Annotated in this window: 21 protein-coding genes; 15 read left to right on the forward strand and 6 right to left on the reverse strand. The window is 73.8% G+C overall.

Translation table 11 applies throughout. The features are described 5' to 3' along the window. A partial coding sequence (locus IPL61_22430; protein ID MBK9033989.1) for a hypothetical protein occupies positions 1 to 964 on the forward strand: 964 nt, incomplete at its 5' end. On the opposite strand, the gene IPL61_22435 is transcribed toward IPL61_22430, so the two are convergent. From IPL61_22435 to IPL61_22450, 4 genes are all read right to left on the reverse strand, one after another. After that, positions 933 to 2,045 carry a trypsin-like peptidase domain-containing protein gene (locus IPL61_22435; GenBank protein ID MBK9033990.1) on the reverse strand — a complete coding sequence of 371 codons (1,113 nt, stop codon included), beginning with the start codon at positions 2,043 to 2,045 and terminating at the stop codon, positions 933 to 935. The genes IPL61_22430 and IPL61_22435 overlap by 32 nt on opposite strands. Then, the gene (locus IPL61_22440; protein ID MBK9033991.1) at positions 2,042 to 3,289 is read right to left on the reverse strand and encodes a hypothetical protein; all 1,248 of its coding nucleotides are present in this window, start codon (positions 3,287 to 3,289) and stop codon (positions 2,042 to 2,044) included. Before IPL61_22440 ends, IPL61_22435 begins: the two co-directional genes overlap by 4 nt. A 118-nt stretch (positions 3,290 to 3,407) precedes the next feature. Continuing rightward, positions 3,408 to 4,793, reverse strand: coding sequence for an MBL fold metallo-hydrolase (locus IPL61_22445; GenBank protein ID MBK9033992.1), 1,386 nt, complete (start codon positions 4,791 to 4,793; stop codon positions 3,408 to 3,410). A 7-nt stretch (positions 4,794 to 4,800) separates the two neighbouring features. Further along, on the reverse strand, positions 4,801 to 5,403 hold the full coding sequence (locus IPL61_22450) for a host attachment protein (protein MBK9033993.1): 603 nt from the start codon (positions 5,401 to 5,403) through the stop codon (positions 4,801 to 4,803). A 116-nt stretch (positions 5,404 to 5,519) separates the two neighbouring features. Here IPL61_22450 and IPL61_22455 point away from each other — a divergent pair, with 116 nt between their 5' ends. The 14 genes from IPL61_22455 (at position 5,520) to rsgA (ending at position 16,681) form a co-directional block, all read left to right on the forward strand. Then, a complete protein-coding gene (locus IPL61_22455) occupies positions 5,520 to 5,951 on the forward strand; it encodes a hemerythrin domain-containing protein (protein ID MBK9033994.1) in 432 nt (143 codons plus the stop codon). Positions 5,952 to 6,031: 80 nt separating this feature from the next. Continuing rightward, positions 6,032 to 6,562 carry an OmpA family protein gene (locus IPL61_22460; GenBank protein MBK9033995.1) on the forward strand — a complete coding sequence of 177 codons (531 nt, stop codon included), beginning with the start codon at positions 6,032 to 6,034 and terminating at the stop codon, positions 6,560 to 6,562. A 5-nt stretch (positions 6,563 to 6,567) separates the two neighbouring features. Then, on the forward strand, positions 6,568 to 6,933 hold the full coding sequence (locus IPL61_22465; protein MBK9033996.1) for an AgmX/PglI C-terminal domain-containing protein: 366 nt from the start codon (positions 6,568 to 6,570) through the stop codon (positions 6,931 to 6,933). Next, positions 6,930 to 7,721, forward strand: a complete 792-nt coding sequence (locus IPL61_22470; GenBank protein ID MBK9033997.1) for a TatD family hydrolase — start codon at positions 6,930 to 6,932, stop codon at positions 7,719 to 7,721. The genes IPL61_22465 and IPL61_22470 overlap by 4 nt, the downstream gene beginning before the upstream one ends. Before the next feature lie 9 nt (positions 7,722 to 7,730). Then, positions 7,731 to 8,585 carry a tRNA threonylcarbamoyladenosine dehydratase gene (locus tag IPL61_22475; GenBank protein MBK9033998.1) on the forward strand — a complete coding sequence of 285 codons (855 nt, stop codon included), beginning with the start codon at positions 7,731 to 7,733 and terminating at the stop codon, positions 8,583 to 8,585. Then, positions 8,582 to 9,061: a peroxiredoxin gene (locus tag IPL61_22480; GenBank protein MBK9033999.1), complete on the forward strand. Its 480-nt coding sequence runs from the start codon at positions 8,582 to 8,584 to the stop codon at positions 9,059 to 9,061. Before IPL61_22475 ends, IPL61_22480 begins: the two co-directional genes overlap by 4 nt. Positions 9,062 to 9,111: 50 nt before the next feature. Then, positions 9,112 to 9,762, forward strand: coding sequence for a hypothetical protein (locus IPL61_22485; protein ID MBK9034000.1), 651 nt, complete (start codon positions 9,112 to 9,114; stop codon positions 9,760 to 9,762). Beyond that, positions 9,759 to 11,120, forward strand: coding sequence for an ATP-grasp domain-containing protein (locus tag IPL61_22490; GenBank protein ID MBK9034001.1), 1,362 nt, complete (start codon positions 9,759 to 9,761; stop codon positions 11,118 to 11,120). Before IPL61_22485 ends, IPL61_22490 begins: the two co-directional genes overlap by 4 nt. Next, complete coding sequence (locus IPL61_22495; protein ID MBK9034002.1) at positions 11,117 to 12,835, forward strand: propionyl-CoA carboxylase; 1,719 nt, start codon at positions 11,117 to 11,119, stop codon at positions 12,833 to 12,835. The genes IPL61_22490 and IPL61_22495 overlap by 4 nt, the downstream gene beginning before the upstream one ends. Beyond that, entirely contained in the window at positions 12,832 to 13,419 is a 588-nt protein-coding gene (locus tag IPL61_22500; GenBank protein ID MBK9034003.1) for a hypothetical protein, read from the forward strand. The genes IPL61_22495 and IPL61_22500 overlap by 4 nt, the downstream gene beginning before the upstream one ends. Continuing rightward, positions 13,416 to 14,768 carry a dihydroorotase gene (locus IPL61_22505; protein MBK9034004.1) on the forward strand — a complete coding sequence of 451 codons (1,353 nt, stop codon included), beginning with the start codon at positions 13,416 to 13,418 and terminating at the stop codon, positions 14,766 to 14,768. The genes IPL61_22500 and IPL61_22505 overlap by 4 nt, the downstream gene beginning before the upstream one ends. A 184-nt stretch (positions 14,769 to 14,952) precedes the next feature. Next, entirely contained in the window at positions 14,953 to 15,276 is a 324-nt protein-coding gene (locus IPL61_22510; protein ID MBK9034005.1) for a hypothetical protein, read from the forward strand. A gap of 39 nt (positions 15,277 to 15,315) precedes the next feature. Continuing rightward, entirely contained in the window at positions 15,316 to 15,615 is a 300-nt protein-coding gene (locus IPL61_22515) for a peroxiredoxin family protein (GenBank protein MBK9034006.1), read from the forward strand. Between the two features lie 64 nt (positions 15,616 to 15,679). Further along, positions 15,680 to 16,681, forward strand: coding sequence for a ribosome small subunit-dependent GTPase A (rsgA, locus tag IPL61_22520; GenBank protein MBK9034007.1), 1,002 nt, complete (start codon positions 15,680 to 15,682; stop codon positions 16,679 to 16,681). On the opposite strand, the gene ligA is transcribed toward rsgA, so the two are convergent. Both ligA and IPL61_22530 read right to left on the reverse strand, forming a co-directional pair. Beyond that, positions 16,682 to 18,697: an NAD-dependent DNA ligase LigA gene (gene ligA, locus IPL61_22525; GenBank protein MBK9034008.1), complete on the reverse strand. Its 2,016-nt coding sequence runs from the start codon at positions 18,695 to 18,697 to the stop codon at positions 16,682 to 16,684. It abuts the gene before it with no gap. Next, positions 18,694 to 20,265, reverse strand: coding sequence for a methyltransferase domain-containing protein (locus IPL61_22530; GenBank protein ID MBK9034009.1), 1,572 nt, complete (start codon positions 20,263 to 20,265; stop codon positions 18,694 to 18,696). Before IPL61_22530 ends, ligA begins: the two co-directional genes overlap by 4 nt. Positions 20,266 to 20,312: the final 47 nt, after the last annotated feature.

Genomic DNA, 20,312 nt, shown 5'->3' on the forward strand with positions numbered 1-20,312 from the left:
GGCGGCCAGCAAGCACCAGGAGTGTACGAGCTGCCACCAGCAGCACGAGGCGGCCAAGCCCACGGCGTGCACCAGCTGCCACCGCGAGCAGGTCGCGCACCCGCCGCCGAGCCGCGACGGCACCTGCGTCGGCTGCCACCCACCGCACGCGCGCGGCCTGACCGGCCTCGCGGTCGCGTGCTCGACCTGCCACGATCAGGTAGCGCGCCACGGCGGCGCCGAGTGCCGCGACTGCCACCAGCCCCACGCGGCCAAGCCGACGCTGGCGCCCGAGCTGTGCGCCCGCTGCCACGCCGACCAGGCCCGTACCACCGCCAGCACCGGCCACGCCGCCTGCCTGGGCTGTCACACCAGCGCCGCCCACCAGCCGGCCGCGCCGGTCGCGACCTGCGGCGCGTGCCACCGGACGATCACGACGACGGCCCGGCCGGGTCACAGCGCGTGCGCCAGCTGCCACACCGACGCGCGCCACGCGCCCGGCAAGCCGCCGCCGGCGTGCGCGACGTGCCACGAGGCCGAGCACGCGAGCGCGCCGAGCGGGCACCGCGACTGTCGCCAGTGCCACGATCAGCACACCGGCGCGCTGGTGCCCAAGGCGACGACGTGCGCGGGCTGCCACGCCACCCAGGCCGCGACCGGCCACGGCAAGCTCGGCCCCGCGACCTGCCAGAACTGCCACCGGCCCCACGGCCCCGACGGGGTCGTCCGGCCGCCGGCGTGCCAGACCTGCCACCGCGATCCGCTGCCCGGGCTGCACGCCTCGCGTGGCCACGACAAGTGCGCGAGCTGTCACTTCAGCGGCCACGACCTCGCGCCCCACGCCGAGCGCGCCAACTGCGTCACCTGCCACGCCGCCCAGGCGACCCACCAGCCCAAGGCCGCCACCTGCAACGGGTGTCACCCGTTCAGCGACGGCCGCGCCGGCACCCGCGCTACGATCGTCCCTGCTCCTTCCAGAAGGTGAGCTGGGTCGCCGGCGCCGGCTCGCACCCGAACTGGTCGGCGAGCTGGTTGTCGAAGCGGTCGGCCGAGGCGACGAACTGCGCGACGAACGCGGCCAGCTCGGCGCGATCGGCGAGCGCGAACACGTCGGAGATGTGCATCGTCAGGTGCAGGCGGATGACGTTGTCATCGAGATCGAACGCGAACGGCGCGTGCTCGGCCGAGAGCAGGTACCGGAACAGCTCGCCCAGCCGCTGCTTGCCCGGCTTGGCCAGCGGCGACGCGAGGCACAGGTGCTCGGAGCAGCAGCTCCAGATCTCGATCGGCGCGCTGCCGCTGTAGAACGACCAGTTGGCCGCGCCGTGGCGCGCGAGCACCGGATCGACCCCGGCGCCGGTGAGGGCGTCCTCGACGAACCCGACCAGCGGGTGCGGCTCGGGCGGGTCGAAGTACGTCGTCAGCTCGAGCCCCTCGAGATCGGAGCCGCAGTGATCGCAGTAGCGGCGCGCGCTCTCGAGCAGGACGTCGCAGGCCGGGCACATCACCCCGAACGGCGCGGTCTGGGTCAGGAAGCCGTCGACGAAGGCCTGGGCGTCGGCGCCGGGGATGCCGAACCCGACGTTGTCGGCCGCGCGCAGCTTGCAGGTCGTGACCGCGATGATCCGGCGCTGGTCGTCGAGCATCGGCCCGCCCGAGTTGCCGGGGTTGATCGCGGCGTCGGTCTGGACGAAGTGCTGACCGTCGAGGAGCTGGCGCGGGTTCGAGACCACGCCGTCGGTGATCGACAGCGGCAGGCCGACCGGGAAGCCGACGATGCTGATCGGCTGGTTGGGCTCGAGGTCGTCGGACGCCTGGATCGCGAGGATCTCGCCGGTCAGCGGCGCGGCCAGCTCGACGATCGCCAGGTCGCGCTGCGGGTGGACGCGGCGGACCGTGCCCAGCACGCGCCGGCGATCGCGCAGCTCGATCGCGACCTGGCGGTACGGCGCGACCACGTGGGAGTTGGTCACCAGGAGCGTGGGCGTGATCAGGAAGCCGGAGCCGGTGCCGCCGCCCGTGAACACCTGGAACACGCCGAGATCGGAGATGTTGGTCGCGGTCACGCGTCGGCCTCCTGGTCGCGGCCAGAGTCGTCGACGGTCTCGTCGCCGACCTCGCCGCCGTCGTCGTCGCCGCTGTCGTCGCTGTCGTCACTGTCGTCACTGTCGCTGGCGCGGTCGTCCTCGGCGCAGAAGCGATCGACCAGGCCCTTGACGTGATCCCAGAGCAGCGCGGCGGCCTCCCGCCACGGCTTGCCGTCGGCCCGGGCCAGCCCGTCGGTCAGCGCCGCCGCGACGTCGGCCGGCCACGCGTACCGGGCCAGCAGGTACGTGCAGCTCGAGATCAGCGCCAGCGCCGCCTCGAACGATCGACCCGAGGTCCGGAACTTATCGATCGTCTCGATGTAGTCGCCGTGGTCGAAGTAGTGGGCCAGCGTGGTCGGCAGGCCCTCCCGGTGCGGCGACAGCGCGTAGCGCGCGTGGCCGAGGTTGGCGCGCAGCTCGTCGGCCGTGATCGCCTTCATCTCCTTCACGCACCGCGCCAGGGCCGCCTCACGTCGGCTGGCCTCGGCCTGGCCGTCGTTCCAGGTGCTGGCGCTCTCGGTCAGCCGCGCCATCAGGTAGCCGCACATCGGCAGCACGAACTGCACGCGGAACAGGGCCAGGGCCGACACCTCGTTCAAGAAGAACGTCGAGCGCTTGCGCTGCGACTCCTTGAGCAGATCGTCGATCTCGTCCCAGTGGCGGCGCCACGCCAGGTCGGCCTGGGCCGCCTCGGCGTCGGTCAGCGGCTCGATCTCGGCCCGCTCGAGCGGCGCGGCCCCGAACTGCCCGACCAGCCAGTCGTCGCACCGATCGGCCTCGACCGGCATGCGCTGCAGCACCTCGAGCACCTTGGCCGGGTGCATGCGCGTGAGCTTGTCCCGGAACTCGAGGTACAGGTCGTCGCCGCGCAGGCGCGGCTGGTAGAGCTGGCCCGAGCCGCTGATCGCGGTCAGCACGTAGCGCAGGGCCGCGACCGGGCTGCCGTCCGCGGTCAGGCGCACCAGCGGCACCGAGATCGCCAGCTCGGCGCCGTCGATGCGCGCGGTCACCTGCGACGACCCCTGGACGAACGTGAACGGGGTCGTGGCCAGGTCGCCGATCGTGGCCGACGGGAACAGGTGCGCGAACACCCGGCCGATGGCCTCGACCACCTCGCCGTCGTCGGCGGAGGCCGTGGCGGCCTCGAGCAGATCGTAGTCGAGCTTGGTGGGGGGCGTGAGCCGCCGCACGGGTGGCGTGTACGCGAGCGACGAGATCGCCATGGGGATCGAGTCTGCGGGAGGGGGCCGGGCGCGTGCAACCGCCCACGGGCGCTGTCGGCGCCCGCGGTCCGCCGCCGCGCTCGATCGCAGGTCGAGCCGCGGTCGACGCGCGGGGCGATCAGCGCTCGACGACCGCGCCGCGCTCGGGCACCTGGATCGCGAGCCCGTGCCCCGCCAGCGCCGCCGCCAGCGCGGTCTGGCCCTCGGGCTCGCCGTGGACCAGGAACGTGGTCGTGGCCGCGCACCCGCGCGCGTAGGCCTCGAGGTCGTCGGTGTCGGCGTGGGCCGAGAACCCGTCGAGGGTGACGACCTGGGCGTGGAGCTCGCGGGCGACGCCCCAGATCTTCACCTGCGGGCGGCGCTCGACCAGGCGGCGCCCGAGCGTGTGCTGGGCCATGAACCCGATCGTGACGATCGTCGTGGTCGGGTCCTCGACCAGGTTGCGCAGGTGGTGCAGCACCCGGCCGCCCTCGCACATGCCCGACGCGGCGATGATCAGCGCCGGCCCGGTCACGTCGTTGATGGCCATCGAGGCCTCCCGGGTGCGGGTCATCGTCAGGTTCGGCACCGCGAACGGGTCGTCGCCGTCGAGCGCCGCCCGGGTCTCGGCGTCGAAGCACTCCGGGTGCAGGCGGAACACCGAGGTCACGTCGATCGCCAGCGGCGAGTCGATGAACACCGGCATGCCGATCGGATCGCCCGCGCGGCCGAGGCCGTGCAGGATCGCCAGGAGCTCCTGCGTGCGCCCGAGCGCGAACGCTGGCACCAGCACCTTGCCCCCGCTGGCGCGCGCGCGCGCGAGCACCGTCGCCAGCTCGGTCGCCATCGCGGCCATCGGGCCGTGGCGGCGCCCGCCGTAGGTGCTCTCCATCACGAGCGTGTCGATCGGCCGCGGTGGCACCGCTGGGTCGCGGATGATCGGCATGCCGGATCGACCGAGATCACCCGACACGACCAGGCGATGGCGGCGGCCGCGCTCGTCCACGTCGAGGACGACCTGGGCCGAGCCGAGGATGTGGCCGGCGTCGATGAACGTCACCTCGACGCCGGGCACCGGCGCGAACCGCTGGCCGTACGGGTGGCCGACCATGCGCCCCAGCGCGGTCACGACGGCGTCCTCGTCGTAGATCGGCTCGATCGGCGTCCACTCGGGATCCTCGCCGTAGCGACGGTTCAGGTAGTCGGCGTCGGCGACCTGGATGCGTGCGGCGTCGCGCAGCATGACGGCGCACAGGTCGCGGGTGGCGGGCGTGGTGTGGATCGCGCCGGCGAACCCGTCGCGGACCAGCACCGGCAGGCTGCCGCTGTGATCGACGTGGGCGTGGGTCAGGAGCGCGGCGTCGGCGGTCAGCGCCGCCCGGGGCAGCGTGCGGTTGCGCGCGCGGCTCTCGGCCCGCCGCCCCTGGAACATGCCGCAGTCGACCAGCACCGACCCGCCGGCGGTCTCGACCAGCAGCATCGAGCCGGTGACCTCGCGCGCGGCTCCGAGGAAGGTGAGGCGCATCTGGACCTCAGCGCTTGTCAGTTTTTCGGTCGAGCACCGGTCCACGCGCCCGGAGTCTCGCGTCGTGGGTGGGGGCCCTATCGGGGCTTGCCCCCGATGGGGGAGGGTTCGGCGACGAACCCTCTGGAACCCAGCGCCCGGTCCGGGGCAGGACCCCGAACTCGCCGAGGTGGGTGCGCAGCTCCGGCACGGTCTCGGTGGTCAGATCGCGGCCGACCTCCTCGATCGTGACGCCGCGCTGCCGCAGCGGCGCGGTGTGCTCGCGCAGGTGACCGAGGAAGCGCGGGCTCGCCACCAGCGCGACCCGCGCGCACGCGGCGTCGTCGACGAGCTGCGCGACCCGCGCCACCACCGTCGCGGCGAACCGGCGGTCGACCTCGACCAGGTGATCGTCGCGGTGATCGTCGATCGGATCGCCGTGGCGACCGACGCCGACGTTGGCGCGGGGGCGGGCATCGGTCCACAGCTCGCGCGGGCGCATGCGGCGCTCGGGGCTGACCAGGTCGGCGCGCTCGCGCAAGGTCGGGGCGGCTTCGTCCTGGGCCTCGCGCTTGTAGGTGAACAACCGCGCACGCGCGGCATCCGCGACGACGATGGCAAGGGCGAGCATGGGGGTCCTCCGCCGGCCCGCGAGGCTGGCGGCCCACGGGGGTGCGAGGCCCGTGCCACAGGTAGGTCCCGCGGCCGCGCTGCTGTTCGGTCCAACACTTGCTTTAGACTCGCGGCATGGAACCAAGCGTCGCGCGCGCGCGCCTGTTGTCCCAGCACGAGGGCCTCCGGGACCGCCTTGGGACCACGCTGGCGTTGGCCGAGCGATTCCGGGCTGGTACCGCACCTGAGAGCGAGGTCATCGCCGCGCTCGACGCGCTGCGCGACGCCTTCGAGGAGCACAACCAGTTCGAGGAGAGCCTGCTGGCGCCGATGCTGCGCGAGACCGACGCCTTCGGCGAGGTCCGGGTGGCGCGGATGGTGGGCGAGCACAGCGAGGAGCACCGCGTCTTCATGGTGTTCCTGGGCGGGCCCGTCGACGACGTGGTCCGTGGGCTGGCCGACTTCATCGAGGAGATCGCCGCGCACATGGAGGCCGAGGAGCGGACCTTCCTGCACCCCGCGGTGCTGCGCGACGACGTGGTCGCGATCGACCACAGCGGCGCGTGACCGCCGGGCCGGCAAGAACTGCGTGCCCGTCGCCCGGCGGCGCCGAATATTCGCGGTCGGCGTAGTAGAGTCGCGGCGCCATGACCTCGCCCGCTCGTCGTGCCGCGCTCGTCGCGGCCCTCACCTTCGCGCCAGCGTGCTCGCTGGTGACGGTCCAGCAGGATCCGTTCCCGGCGCTCGAGATCCGCGCCGATCGTCCCGAGGCGCCGCCGCCGCGGGTGGTGCTGACCGACTCGAACATCCAGATCATGGACAAGGTCCAGTTCGAGACCGGCTCGGACAAGCTCCTGCCGGTGTCGTTCCCGCTGCTCGATCAGGTCGCGCAGGTGATGCTCGAGAACCCGCAGATCGAGCTGATCGAGATCCAGGGCCACACCGACTCGACCGGCACCGCCGGGATCAACCGCAAGCTGTCGGCCGCGCGCGCCGAGTCGGTCAAGCGCTACCTGGTCGACAAGAAGATCGCCAAGGCGCGGATGACCACCAAGGGCTACGGCCCCGACGTGCCCATCTCCGACAACGGCACCGCCGAGGGTCGCGACGCGAATCGCCGCGTCGAGTTCAAGATCGTCAAGCAGGGTCCCAAGAAGACCTTGATCCAGGAGGACTGACCGCCATGCGCACGTCCCTCACGCTCACGCTCACGCTGGTCGCCGGCCTCGCCGCGTGCTCGCGCACCGGCACCGGCGCCGGCGTCCGCACCGACATCACCGCGCGCATGCAGTCGGTGCAGGCGCCGATCCAGCAGTGCTACGCCGACGCCCTGCAGCGCAACCGCAAGGTGCGCGGCATGATGGTGGTCACGTTCCGGGCCGCCCCCGACTCGGGCGCGTTCGAGCACCTGACGGTCGCGCGCGACGAGCCCGCCGACCAGACGCTCCGGCAGTGCGTGCTCGGCGAGATCGGCAAGCTCAAGCTGGCCACGCCGCAGCGGACCGGGCTCGACGTGTCGTACCCGATCAACTTCCAGCCGACCAAGTGATCGACAGCCACTGCCACCTCGACGTCGACGCCTTCGCCGACGATCGCGCGGTGGTGGTGGCCCGGGCGGTGGCGGCGGGCGTGCGCGGCATCCTGGTGCCGGCGATCCGCCCGCGCACCTGGGCGGCGCTGACCGCGCTGCCGGCGGCGCACCCCGACGCGCCGCTGGCGCTGGCGCTGGGCGTGCACCCGCAGGTCGTGCCCGACCTCGACGCCGACGAGCGCGCGACCGTCGACGGCCTCGTCGACGCGCTGGCCGCGGCCATGACCGAGCGGGTCGTGGCGATCGGCGAGTGCGGGCTCGACGGCGCGACCGGCGATCATCCGCGCCAGGAGCAGGTGCTGCGCGCCCACGTGCGGGCCGCGCGCGCGCTCGGCCTGCCGCTGGTGATCCACGTGCTGCGCGCCCACGACGCCGCGCCGCGGATCCTGCGCGAGGAGCGGGTCGGCGAGGTCGGCGGCGTCGTCCACAGCTTCTCGGGCTCGCCCGAGCTGGTCGCGATCTACGCCGACCTCGGCCTGGCGTGCTCGTTCGCGGGCGCGATCGCCCGGCCCGGCGCGCGTCGACCGGTCGCGGCGGCGCGGGCGGTGGCGGCGGCGGCGCTGCTGGTCGAGACCGACGCGCCCGACCAGGCGCCGGCGCCGGGCGGGGGCCGCAACGAGCCGGCGCGGCTGGTCGAGGTCATCGCCGGGGTCGCGCGGGCGCGCGGCGAGGCGCCCGGCGCGGTCGCCGCCGCCACCGCGGCCAACGCCCGACGGGTGTTCCCGCGGGCCGCGCGTTGGTGGTAGCCCTAGGCGATGGCCACCCACCGCCGGTTCGATCGTACCGCCCGCCTGCTCGGCGACGACGGCGTGGCCCGGCTCGGCGCCGCCACGGTGACGGTGTTCGGCGTCGGCGGCGTCGGCTCGTTCGCCGCCGAGGGGCTGATCCGCAGCGGGGTCGGGCGGGTGATCCTGGTCGACTTCGATCGCATCTGCGTGACCAACGTCAACCGCCAGGTCCACGCGCTCAAGGGCACGCTCGGCAAGTCCAAGGTCGCGGTCATGGCCGAGCGCTTGCGGCTGATCAACCCCGACGCGGTGATCGAGGCGCGGCCCGAGTTCTACAGCGCCGCGACCTCGGCCCGGCTGCTCGTGCCCGAGCCCGACGTCGTGATCGACGCGATCGACAACGTCACCGCCAAGATGCACCTGATCGCGACGTGCGTGCGCGAGCGCGTCCGCCTGGTGTCGGCGATGGGCGCCGCCGCCCGGCTCGATCCGACCGCGGTGCGCGTGGCCGATCTGGCCGACACGAAGATCTGCCCGTTCGCGCGCGACCTGCGCAAGACGCTGCGCAAGAAGCACGGCCTCGACTGCACCGTGCCGACCGGCGTGCTGGCGGTGTACTCCGAGGAGATGCCGCGCGCGCCGCGGGCGCTGGCCTACGACACCGCCGGGTTCGAGTGCGTGTGCCCAGGCGGCGACAACGGCCAGCACGACTGCGAGAAGCGCAACCGCGTCGACGGCTCGCTGGCGTTCGTGCCGGCGATGGTCGGCATGACCGCGGCCGCGACCGCGGTCCAGGTGCTCCTCGGCGAGCGCGCGGTGCGGTGGCCGAGCCGCGGCGCGGTCGACGCCGACGGCGATCGTGATAGGGTCCGCGCACCATGATCACCGCTGGCGACAAGTTCCCCTCCGTCACCATCAAGGAAGCCACCGCCGAGGGCCCCAAGGACGTCGATCCGGCCGCGCTGTTCGCCGGCAAGCACGTCGTCCTGTTCTCCCTCCCGGGCGCGTTCACCCCGACCTGCTCCAAGGAGCACCTGCCGGGCTACGTGGCCCGCTACGACGAGCTCCGCGCCAAGGGCGTCGATCTGATCGCGTGCCTGTCGGTCAACGACGCGTTCGTGATGCAGGCGTGGGCCGAGCAGCACGAGGCGCTCGGCAAGATCGTCATGCTGTCCGACGGCAACGCCGCGCTGACCAAGGCGCTCGGCATCGAGGTCGACCTGGCCGCGCCGCACATGGGCGTCCGCGCCCGCCGCGGCCTGTTCGACATCGTCGACGGCGTCGTCAAGTCGGTCGAGCTCGAGGCGGCCGGCAAGTTCGAGGTCTCGAGCGCCGGCGCCTGCCTGCTCAAGCTGTGACCGTCGCGAGGGTCGTTCGAGCCGTTCGAAGGATCCTCGCCCTCTCGCTGGTGGCGGTGGCGGCCTGTCGGGCCGCGCCGCCGCCGCCGGCCCGGCCGGGCCCCGCCGGTCTGGCCGCGTTCATCGGGCGGCTGGTCGGTCACGATCGCGCCGCCGTCACCGCGGCGGTCGCCGCGACCGCGCTCGATCCCGCGACCTGGGTGACGGTGGTGAGCGGCCCGTATCGCGATCACCACGCCGCCTACGCGCGCGCCTTTCCAGGCGCGACCGCGGGCCTGGTCGCGGCGCTGGTCGCCGGCGGCGCGGTCGCGGTGCGGCCCCACTACGCCGACGATCCCGGCCTGACCGCGGGCCTGCGGCGCGAGCGCCTGGCCGTGCCGGTCGGCCGACCCGGCTGGATCGTCACGGTCGGCGGGCGCGATCTGCCGGTGGTGTTCGTGTGGGCTGGCGCCCGCTGGCGGACCCTGGCCGGGATCGACGCGCTGACCCGGGACGTGATCGGCGCCGCCGATCACGACTGCGCGGTCGCGTACGCCGCGGCTCGGGCCGGCCGCTGCCTCGACGCCAGCGCCCCGGTGGCGGTCGCGGCGCTGACCGGGCGCGCCGACGAGCGCGCGATCGCGTGCCGGCGTTTGATCGCCCTGGCCGGCGCCGGCGCGTGCGAGGACCGTGGTAGCGTGGCGCCCGCCGCGACCCCATGAGTCCGCCGCTGTTCCATCGTCTGCTCGTCGCCAACCGCGGTGAGGTCGCCGTCCGCATCGCGCGGGCCTGCGACGCCCTCGGCATCACGCCGGTGTTCGCGGTGTCCGAGGCCGATCGGGCCGCGCCCTACACCCGCGAGCGCGAGGTGGTCGTGCTGGGGCCGGCCCGGGCCGCGGTCAGCTACCTCGACGTGCGCCGGGTGGTGCAGGCCGCGGTGCAGGCCCGGTGCTCGGCGCTGCACCCGGGCTGGGGCTTCCTGTCGGAGAACCCGCTGCTCGCGACCCTGTGCGCGCAGCACGGCGTGACCTTCATCGGCCCGCCGCCGCACGTGATGGCGTTGATGGGCGGCAAGAGCCCGGCCAAGCGCGCGATGCGCGCCGCCGGCCTCGCGGTCATCCCCGGCAGCGACGGGCCGCTGCCGTCGGCCGCGGCCGCGCGGGCGTGCGCCGACGAGGTCGGCTATCCGGTGCTGCTCAAGGCCGAGAGCGGCGGCGGCGGCCGCGGCATGCGCATCGCCCGCAGCGCCGACGAGGTCGAGGCCGCGTTCGCCGACGCCCAGGGCGAGGCCCGGGGCGCGTTCGGCGACGATCGGGTCTTCCTCGAGCGGCTGATCGAGGGCGGCCGCCACGTCGAGATCCAGGTCTTCGCTGATCGCTACGGCCACGCGATCCACGTCGGCGAGCGCGACTGCACCGTCCAGCGCAACCACCAGAAGCTGATCGAGGAGAGCCCGTCGCCGGTGCTGCCCGACGACGTCCGCGCCCAGACCCTGGCGACCGCGGTGGCCGCGACCCGGGCGATCGGCTACGTCGGCGCCGGCACGATCGAGATGCTGCTCGAGCGCGGGCTCGAGGGCCGGCCGGTGCTGCGGTTCATGGAGATGAACACGCGCCTGCAGGTCGAGCACTCGGTCAGCGAGCAGCGCGCCGGCCTCGATCTGGTCGTGCTCCAGCTCCAGACCGCGGCCGGGCACCCGCTGCCGCTGACCCAGGCCGACGTCCACCTCGACGGCCACGTCATCGAGTGCCGGATCAACGCCGAGGATCCCGACGCCGGGTTCCGGCCGGCCCCGGGCCAGATCGTCCGGTGGCGCGCGCCCGACCTGCAGGACGGCGCGATCCGCGTCGACACCCACGTCGAGCCCGGCTACGTCGTGCCGCCGCACTACGACAGCCTCCTGTGCAAGGTCATCGCCAAGGGCCGCGATCGCGCCGACGCGATCGCGCGCATGCAGCGCGCGCTCGGCGAGCTGGTGTGCGCGGGCGTGCCGACGACGGTGTCGGCGCACCAGCGCATCCTGGCGTCGGCCGCGTTCCGCGACCACCAGTACGACACCCGCACGATCCCCGGCCTATGACCTTCGTCCCGCTCGTCCCCATCGGCACCCCGCTGGCGCCCGCCGCCGACGATCACCGCGCCGCGCTGGCGGTGCTCGAGGATCGCCTGCGCGCGCGCCGGGCCGAGGTCGAGGGCGGCTGGGGGCCCAAGTACGTCGAGCGGGTCCACGCCAAGGGCAAGCTGACCGCGCGCGAGCGGGTCGCGCGGCTGATCGACGCCGGCACGACCGCGCGCGAGGTCGGCACGTTCGTCAACCACGGCGAGGTGTTCCCGGGCGATCAGCGGTCGCCGGCCGCCGGCGTCGTCACCGCGCTCGGGCGGGTGGCCGGGCGCTGGTGCATGATCATCGCCAACGACAACACCGTGGCCTCGGGCGCGTGGTGGCCGCGCACGCCCGAGAAGATCCAGCGGGCCCAGCAGATCGCGCTGCGCCTGCGGCTACCGACGATCTACCTGGTCGACTGCTCGGGCCTGTTCCTGCCCGAGCAGAGCAAGAGCTTCCCGGGCGCCCGCGGCGCCGGCCACATCTTCAAGATGAACAGCCTGCTGTCGGCCTCGGGCGTGCCCCAGCTCGCGGGCGTGTTCGGCGACTGCATCGCCGGCGGCGGCTACATGCCGATCATCAGCGACCGGGTCTACATGACCGAGCAGGCGTACATGGTCATCGCCGGCGCCGCGCTCATCAAGGGCGCCAAGAGCCAGAAGATCACCTCGCTCGACATCGGCGGCCCCGAGGTCCACGTCCACCAGTCCGGCTGCGCCGACGTCCGCGTGCCGGACGACGAGACGCTCCTGGCGTGCCTGCGGCGCGAGGTCGAGCGGCTGCCGTCGTCGGGCGCCGACTACTACCGGGCCGGGCTGGGCGCGATGGCGCCGCAGCACCGGGCCGAGGAGCTGGGCGCGCTCCTGCCGGTCGATCACCGCGAGGTCTACGACGCCCACCAGGTGCTCGCGCGCCTGGTCGATCAGTCGCTGTTCTGGGAGATCCTGCCCGACGTCGGCACCGAGATGATCTGCGGCGTCGCGCGCATCGGCGGGCTCTACGTCGGGCTGGTGATCAACCGCCAGGGCCTGGTCGAGGACCCCGATCGCCCGGGCAGCCAGCGCCCGGCCGGCATCCTGTACCGGGGCGGCATCGCCAAGATCAGCGCGTTCTCGCGCGCGTGCAACGACGACGGCATCCCGCTCATCTGGCTGCACGACATCTCGGGCTTCGACATCGGCCGCGAGGCCGAGGCCCAGGGCCTGCTCGCCTACGGCTCGAGCCTCATCTACACCAACTCGACCAACACCGTGCCGATGTTCTCGGTGCTGCTGCGCAAGGCCTCGGGCGCCGGCTACTACGCGATGGCCGGCATGCCCTACGACCCGGTCGTGCAGCTGTCGACGTGCCTGTCGCGGCTGTCGGTGATGGAGGGGCGGACGCTGGCCATCGCCGCCTACAACACCAAGCTCGACGACGACTTCCAGGTCGCCGTCGCCGATCCGGCCGAGCGCGCCAAGATCGAGGCCGGCATGCGCGAGGTCGAGGCCCGGATCGAGGCGGACATGGATCCGTTCGTCGCGGCCCGGCAGATGGACACCGACGAGATCGTCGAGGTCGGCGCGCTGCGCGGCTGGCTGGCCGACCTGGTCGAGATGAGCTACCAGGCGATCGGCTACCGCCGGGTCAAGAACCCGCGCATCTGGTCGATGCACGACCTGGCCGAGCTGTTCCGCGGAGGACACCGGTGACGCGGGCCAGCCACGAGCGCGTCGACGGCGACCACCTCGCGCTGGTGGCCGACGGCCTCGGGCTGTGGACGCCGTGGGTCGCGGTCGGGCAGGTGGTCGAGCCCGGGCAGGTCATCGGCGTGGTCGAGGTCCTGGGCGTGCGCGCGCAGGTCACCAGCGGCGGCACCCGGGCCGGGCGCGCGCTCGCGGTCACCGGCAGCCGCCACCACCGCGCGCCGATCGATCACGGCGCGGTGCTGGTCGTGCTCGATCCCGCGATCGATCTGGCCGCGACCAGCGGCGCGCCCGCGGCGGCGGCCGCCACCACCGGCGGGCTGACGTTCGTCGCGCCGTCGAGCGGCCGGTTCTACCGCCGGGCGGGCCCCGGCAAGCCCGCGTTCGTCGCGGTCGGCGACGTGATCCGCACCGGCCAGACCGTGTGCCTGCTCGAGGTGATGAAGACCTTCCACCGCGTCACCTACGGCGGCCCCGGGTTGCCGCCGGCGGCGCGGGTCCTGGCGATCGCCATCGCCGACGACGCCGACGTCAGCCCCGGTGACGTCATCCTGGACCTCGAGCCGATCGACCTGGAGGCGCAGCCATGACCTTGCGGTACCAGCTGGTAGTGAAGGGCGGCACGCTGTGCACGCCGGGCGGGCCGATCGTGGCCGATCTCGGCATCCGCGAGGGCCGCATCGCGGCGATCGGTGACCTCGGCAGCGACGCCGCGGCCGGCGAGATCATCGACGCCCGCGGCCTGCACGTGCTGCCGGGCGTGATCGACGCGCAGGTCCACTTCCGCGAGCCCGGCGCGCCGCACAAGGAGGACCTGGCCAGCGGCACCGCCGCCGCGGTCCTGGGCGGCGTGACCGCGGTGCTCGAGATGCCCAACACCGATCCGCCGACCACGACCGTCGAGGCGATGGCCGACAAGGTCGCGCGCCTGCGCGGGCGCGCCCGCTGCGACGTCGGGTTCTTCATCGGCGCGACCCCCGACAACGCCAGCCAGCTCGGCGAGCTCGAGAGCCTGCCCGGGTGCGTCGGCGTCAAGGTGTTCATGGGCAGCTCGACCGGGTCGCTGCTGGTCGCCGACGACGAGGCCCTGGCCCGGGTGTTCGCCAGCGGCTCGCGTCGGATCGCGGTCCACGCCGAGGACGAGGCCCGGCTGATCGAGCGCAAGCCGATCGCGGTCGCGGCCGCGGATCCCGCGGCCCACCCCGAGTGGCGCGACGCCGAGACCGCGCTGGCCGCGACCTGGCGCGCGGTCGCGATGGCCCGGCGCTTCGGCCGGCGCGTCCACGTGCTGCACGTGACCACCGCCGAGGAGTGCGAGCTCCTGGCCAGCGCCAAGGACATCGCGACGTTCGAGATCCCGCCGCAGCACCTGACCCTGGTCGCGCCCGACTGCTACCGCGCGCTCGGCACGCGCGCGCAGATGAACCCGCCGATCCGCGACGCCCACCACCAGGCCGCGCTGTGGGCGGCGGTGACCTCGGGCGCGTGCGATCTGCTGGCCACCGACCACGCGCCGCACACGCTCGACGAGAAGGCCCGCACCTACCCCGCGAGCCCCAGCGGCATGCCGGGCGTGCAGACGTTCCTGCCGATCATGCTCGATCACGTCGCCGCCGGGCGCCTGACGCTGGCGCGGCTGATCGATCTCACCAGCGCCGGCCCCGCCCGGGTCTGGGGCCTGGCCGCCAAGGGCCGCCTGGCGGTCGGCTTCGACGGCGATCTGACGCTGGTCGATCTGGCCGCGCGCCGCACGATCCGCAACGCCGACATGGCGTCCGTGTGCGGCTGGACCCCGTTCGACGGGCGCGAGGTCACCGGCTGGCCGATGGCGACGATCGTCCGCGGCCACCTGGTCATGCGCGACGGCGCGCTGGTCGGCGAGGCCGTGGGCCGGCCGATGCGCTTCGTCGAGACGCTCGCCGCCGTCGCGCCGCCCTGACCCGACGGCGGCGCCGCGGTCCGCCGGCATCGGGCCCCCGATCGGCCGCGACGCTGCGCCCGGCCGGCGCGATCATGATGCGGGTCGCGGGTCGCGCGGCGCGCGCGTGACGCGCGGCGAGCGTCGACGGGCCGAGGCGGCGCCGGGCTTGTCGCGCCGGCGCGCGCGTGCGAGCCTGGTGGGGATGCGTCGCCTCGCCGTCCTCGCCGCGCTCGCCCTGGCCGCCGGGTGCGGCAAGCGCGAGTCGACGCCGGCCCCACCCGCGCCGGGCGCGGCGCGCGACGCGGCGATGGCGCCCGACGGCAGCGCACCGTACGCGGCCGAGGGCAAGCGCCCCGTCAACCCGCGGCGGGCCACGGCGCCGCCGACGATGGCGACCGCGGCCCTCGCGGTCGGGGCCAAGGCCCCGGCGGTGTCGCTGGCCGCGACCACCGGCACGTTCGAGCTCGGGCCGACGCTGGCCGCGAAGGAGCGCGTGCTGCTGGTGTTCTACCGCGGCGACTGGTGACCGTACTGCCGCACGCAGCTCGGTGAGCTGCAACGCGCCGTGCCGGACCTCGAGGCCCGCGGCATCGCCCTGGTGGCGGTGTCTGTGGACGCGCTCGCCGCGAGCACGAAGCTGGCGACCCACCTCGGGCTGACGTTCCCGCTGGCGTCCGATCCGGCGCACACGGCCGTCGACGCGTTCGGCGTGTTCGACGCCGAGAACGAGATCGCCTGGCCGGCGATGTTCGCGATCGATCCCGACGGCACGATCGCCTGGCGCTGGCTCGGCGACGACTACAAGATCCGGATCGCGACCGCCGACGTGGTCGCGGCGCTCGCCGCGCTGCCTGCGACCCGGTGATCGCCGCGCCCGCCCGGCGATGAGACCGCTTGACGACGGCGGCGGCGGCCCGCACCCTGCGGGCGTGGACCTCGGCACCCTCGGCTGGGACGACGCCTGGCAGGCGACCGTGCCGCCCATCGACGGCGGCACCGTCGCGCGGGTCGCGGTCGCGCACCGCGGCGCGGTCGAGGTGCTCGACGGGCACGGCCAGTACTGGGCCGAGCCGACCGGCAAGATGTTCCACAGCGCCGGCGACGCCCGCGGCCTGCCGATCGTCGGCGACTGGGTGGTCGTCAGCGACGCCGAGCGCGCCCGCGCCGACGGCTCGCGCGCGGTGCTGCGCGCGATCCTGCCGCGCCGCACGTGCCTGGTGCGTAAGGCTGTGGGTAAGGCCGATCGGCCGCAGCCGCTGGTCGCCAACGTCGACGTCGCGTTCGTGCTGACCTCGGCCAACCTCGATCTCAACCCGCGCCGGCTCGAGCGCTACCTGGTCGCGATCCGCACCGGCGGCGCGACCCCCGTGATCGTCCTGTCGAAGATCGATCTGATCGCCGATCTGGCCCCGGCGCTGGCGATCGCCGCGGCCGCCGCCGACGGCGCGACCGTGCTGGTGCTGTCGGCGACCCGAGGCGACGGCGTCGACGAGCTCGCGGCCCTGTGTCGCCCCGGCCGCACGGTCGCGTTCCTCGGCAGTTCGGGGGTCGGCAAGACCACGCTGGTCAACCGCCTGAGCGGGGTCGATCGCGCGACCGCGCCGGTGCGGGCCGGCGACGATCGTGGCCAGCACACCACGACCCGGCGCGAGCTGATCATCACCGCCGACCACGGCGTCATCGTCGACACGCCCGGCATGCGCGAGCTGGCGCTGTTCGAGGACCCGGCCGAGACCGCGTTCGACGACGTGGTCGCGATCGCCGCCGGCTGTCGCTTCGCCGACTGCCGGCACCGGGCCGAGCCCGGGTGCGCGGTCGCGGCCGCGGTCGCGGCCGGCGCGCTCGACGGCGCGCGGGTCGCCGGCTACCAGAAGCTCGCCGACGAGCAGGCGGCCCGCGAACGCCGCAACCCCAGCCGCAAGCGCCGCTGATCAGCCGGGCGCGGCGCCGCCGGCCAGCAGCGCCTCGAGCCCGGCCTCGTCGACCACCGGCACGCCGTGCTTGGTCGCGGCCTCGAGCTTGGCCTTGCCGGTGTCGGCGCCGGCGACCAGGTAGCTGGTCTTCTTGGTGACCGAGCCGCCGATCTTGCCGCCGGCGGCGACGATCCGGGCCTCGAACTGCCCGCGCGGCGCCGACAGCGTGCCGGTCACGCACAGGGTCTTGCCGGTGAGCGGGCCCTCGACCACCGCCGCCACGGGCTCGAGCGGATCGACCCCGCGCGCGACCAGCTTGGCGAGCACGACGCGCGCGTGCGGGTCGCGGACGAACTCGTCGACCGCGCGGGCGATGACCTCGCCCACGCCCTCGATCGCGGTCAGGTCCTCGATCAGCTCCGCGGACGTGCGCGCGTCGGCCGCGGCGACCAGCGCCGACACCCGCTGGTACCGTCCCGCGATCGCCTTGGCCACGACCCCGCCGACGTGGCGGACGCCGAGCGCGGTCAGGAGCCGGGTCGCGGTGGCGTCGGCCTTGGCCTTGGCCAGCGCCGCCACCAGGTTGGTCGCGCTCTGCTCGCCGAAGCGATCGAGCTTGATCAGCTGCGGCACGGTCAGGTCGAACAGGTCGGCGACGTCGGCCACCAGCCCGCGGTCGAGGAGCTGCGCCACCAGCTTCTCGCCGAGCCCGTCGATGTTGAGCTGGCCGCGGCCGGCGAAGAACTCGATCGCCGCCTGGCGCTGGGCCGGGCACTGCAGGCGGTTGGGGCACACCAGCACGACCTTGTCGTCCTCGCGGGTCAAGGCCGTGCCGCACTCGGGGCACGCGGTCGGCGCGGTCCAGCGCGGCCGATCGCTGCGCTCGGTCACGCCCAGCACCTGCGGGATGATCTCGCCGGCCTTCTCGATCAGCACGCGGTCGCCGTCGCCGATGTCGAGCCGCGCCACCTGATCCCAGTTGTGCAGCGACACCCGGGCCACGGTCGTGCCCGAGACGTCGACCGGCACCAGGATCGCGACGGGCGTGACCGCGCCGGTGCGGCCGATGTTGATCTCGAGCTCGGCGACCGTCGTCGTCACCTGCCGGGCCGGGTACTTGTAGGCGATGGCCCAGCGCGGGAACTTCGACGTGACGCCCAGCTGGCCGCGCTGATCGAAGCTGTCGACCTTGATGACCAGCCCGTCGATCTCGTACGGCAGCTCGTCGCGCCGGGCCTGCCACGCCGTCACCGCCGCGAGCAGCTCGTCCCAGTCGTCGGCGTGCTGGTTCTCGCGCGAGGTCGGGATGCCGAGCGCGGCGATCCGCGCCAGCGACGCCAGGTGGCCGCTCGCGACGCGCTCGCCGTCGACGACCTCGTACAGGATCGCGTGCATCGGCCGGGCCGCGACCTCGCGCGGGTCGAGCAGCTTGATCGAGCCGGCCGCGAGGTTGCGCGGGTTCTTCCACGGCTCCTCGCCCGCCGCGACCCGGGCGGCGTTGAGGCGCGTGAACACGTCCTTGGCCATGTAGATCTCGCCGCGCACGACCACGTCGATCGGCTCGCGCAGGCGCACGGGGATCGCGCGGATGGTCCGGACGTTGGCGGTGACGTCCTCGCCGATCGTGCCGTCGCCGCGGGTCGCCGCCAGGGTCAGATCGCCGGCGACGTAGGTCAGCTCGATGCCGAAGCCGTCGATCTTGGGCTCGATCGAGAACCGCGGCGCCTCGCCGCCGAGGCCCTTGACGACGCGGTCGTAGAAGGCGCGCAGGTCGTCGGCGTCGTAGGTGTTGTCGAGCGACAGCATCGGCACCGGCCGCACCACCTTGGTGAAGCCCGACAGCGGCACGTGCCCGACCCGCTGGCTCGGCGACCACGGCACGACCCAGGCCGGGTGGTCGCGCTCGACCGCGCGCAGCTGCGCGGCCAACCGGTCGTACTCACCGTCGGCGATCGTCGGCGCCGCCAGCTCGTAGTAGCGGCGATCGTGCTCGGTCAGCGCGGTGGCCAACGCCAGGTACTCGTCGTGGGTCATGGCGCCGGGCAGTGTACGGCGGCCCCGGCCCCGCTACTGACGCGGCCAAACCGAAACAGCCGCCGCCGCTGGATGATCCGGGGCGTCCCAGGTGGGGGGCCCGGCGCGCGGACACACTTCAGACCACGATCGACCACCGCGCCCGGCTGAACGCTCCGGGCCGTCTTCAGGTGGGCCCCCGGCGCACGCCGCCCGAGCAGGTGACCGCGGAGCCACACGACTCCTAGGAGTCGTCGCGGTCCGAGCGCCGCGCGGCGACGTGGTCGCCGGTGTCGGCGTCGTCGTCGTCGCCGGGCACCGGGGCGGCGTCGAGCGGGGCCGGCTCGTCGTGGCCGCGCAGCTCGTCGGCGTGCCAGCGCGGGTGGCCGCCGGTGGGCGCGTCGCTGGCGTCCTCCTCGTGCGCGATCAGCTCGGCGGCGTCGAACGGCTCGTCCTGGACCGCCGGCGGCGGGCTCCAGCTTGGCTGCGGCGCGTCGGCGGCGCTGCCATCGGCGGTCCGGTTCAGGTAGCGCGGGCGCGACTTGCCGTCGGTGAACGCGTCGAGCGACAGGTCGTGGTAGTCGACCTCGTTGTGCGATCCCTCGATCTCCTGGATCTCGAGGATGTCGACCTCGGCGGTGCCGGCCTCGGCCGGGCGCACCGACCCGTCCGCGAGCCGGGCCGGGATCGGGCTGGTCAGCAGGATCGGCCCGTCGAGATCCTCGACCGTCGCGCTCATGAGCGCCGGGTCGAGCTTCTTGCCGACCAGGCAGCCGGCCTTGACCGTGACCTGGAACGCGCGCTCGCCGAAGTACGCGTCGATGGACTCCTTGATGTACCAGAAGACGTCCTGCAGCTCCCTGGCCGGCGCCGGCGATGGCCTTCCACTCGGGCAGGGGGCCGTACTCGACCACCGGCGCGAAGAAGAACTCGCGTGAGCTCTTGAACAGGAGCGTGAACTCCTCGATCTCGATGTGGGGCTGGAGGCCGGCCGCCTCCATCCACCCGACGCAGGTCTCGATCGACGGGTACGACGCGAGGTGGGTGTCGAGGCGATCGAGCGCCTCATGGCGGTCGTGCTTGACCAGCACCTCGCGGTAGATGTCGTGGAACTCGGCCCAGGTGCCTTCGAGCGGGATCGTGCAGCGGACCTCGCCGCCGATCTTGGTCACGCGCGCGAAGTCGGCCATGGCGACCGCCGCGTTGGGCATCTCATTGAGGCCCAGGTTGCACAGCACGAGGTCGTAGACGTCGTCGGCGAACGACAGCCGCGGCAGCGGGCTCTCGGTGCGGAAGTACACGCCCTTCTTGCCCAGCGGCCCGAGGTCCGCGACCTTCTTGCGGGCGACGTCGAGCATCGCGCTCGACGCGTCGATCGCGATGATGCGCGCCGACTCGCCCTTGCGGCGCATCACCTCGACCAGCGGGTAGCCCGTGCCGCAGGAGATGTCGAGGATCTGGCCGCGCTCGGGCAGCGTCAGGTCCCGCAGCAGCATCTTGCCGAACCGCGCCCCCCATACGGGCGCGATCTGGTCATCGTAGATGCGCGCCAGCTTTTCCTGCTTGAGGCTGCGTTTCTCGACCGCCACGGTTGACGTCAGATCTTGGCCTGACCACCTGACGGTTGCAAGCATCA

The sequence above is a fragment of the Myxococcales bacterium genome (assembly GCA_016717005.1).
In the GTDB taxonomy this organism is placed as follows: Bacteria; Myxococcota_A; Polyangia; order Haliangiales; family Haliangiaceae; genus UBA2376.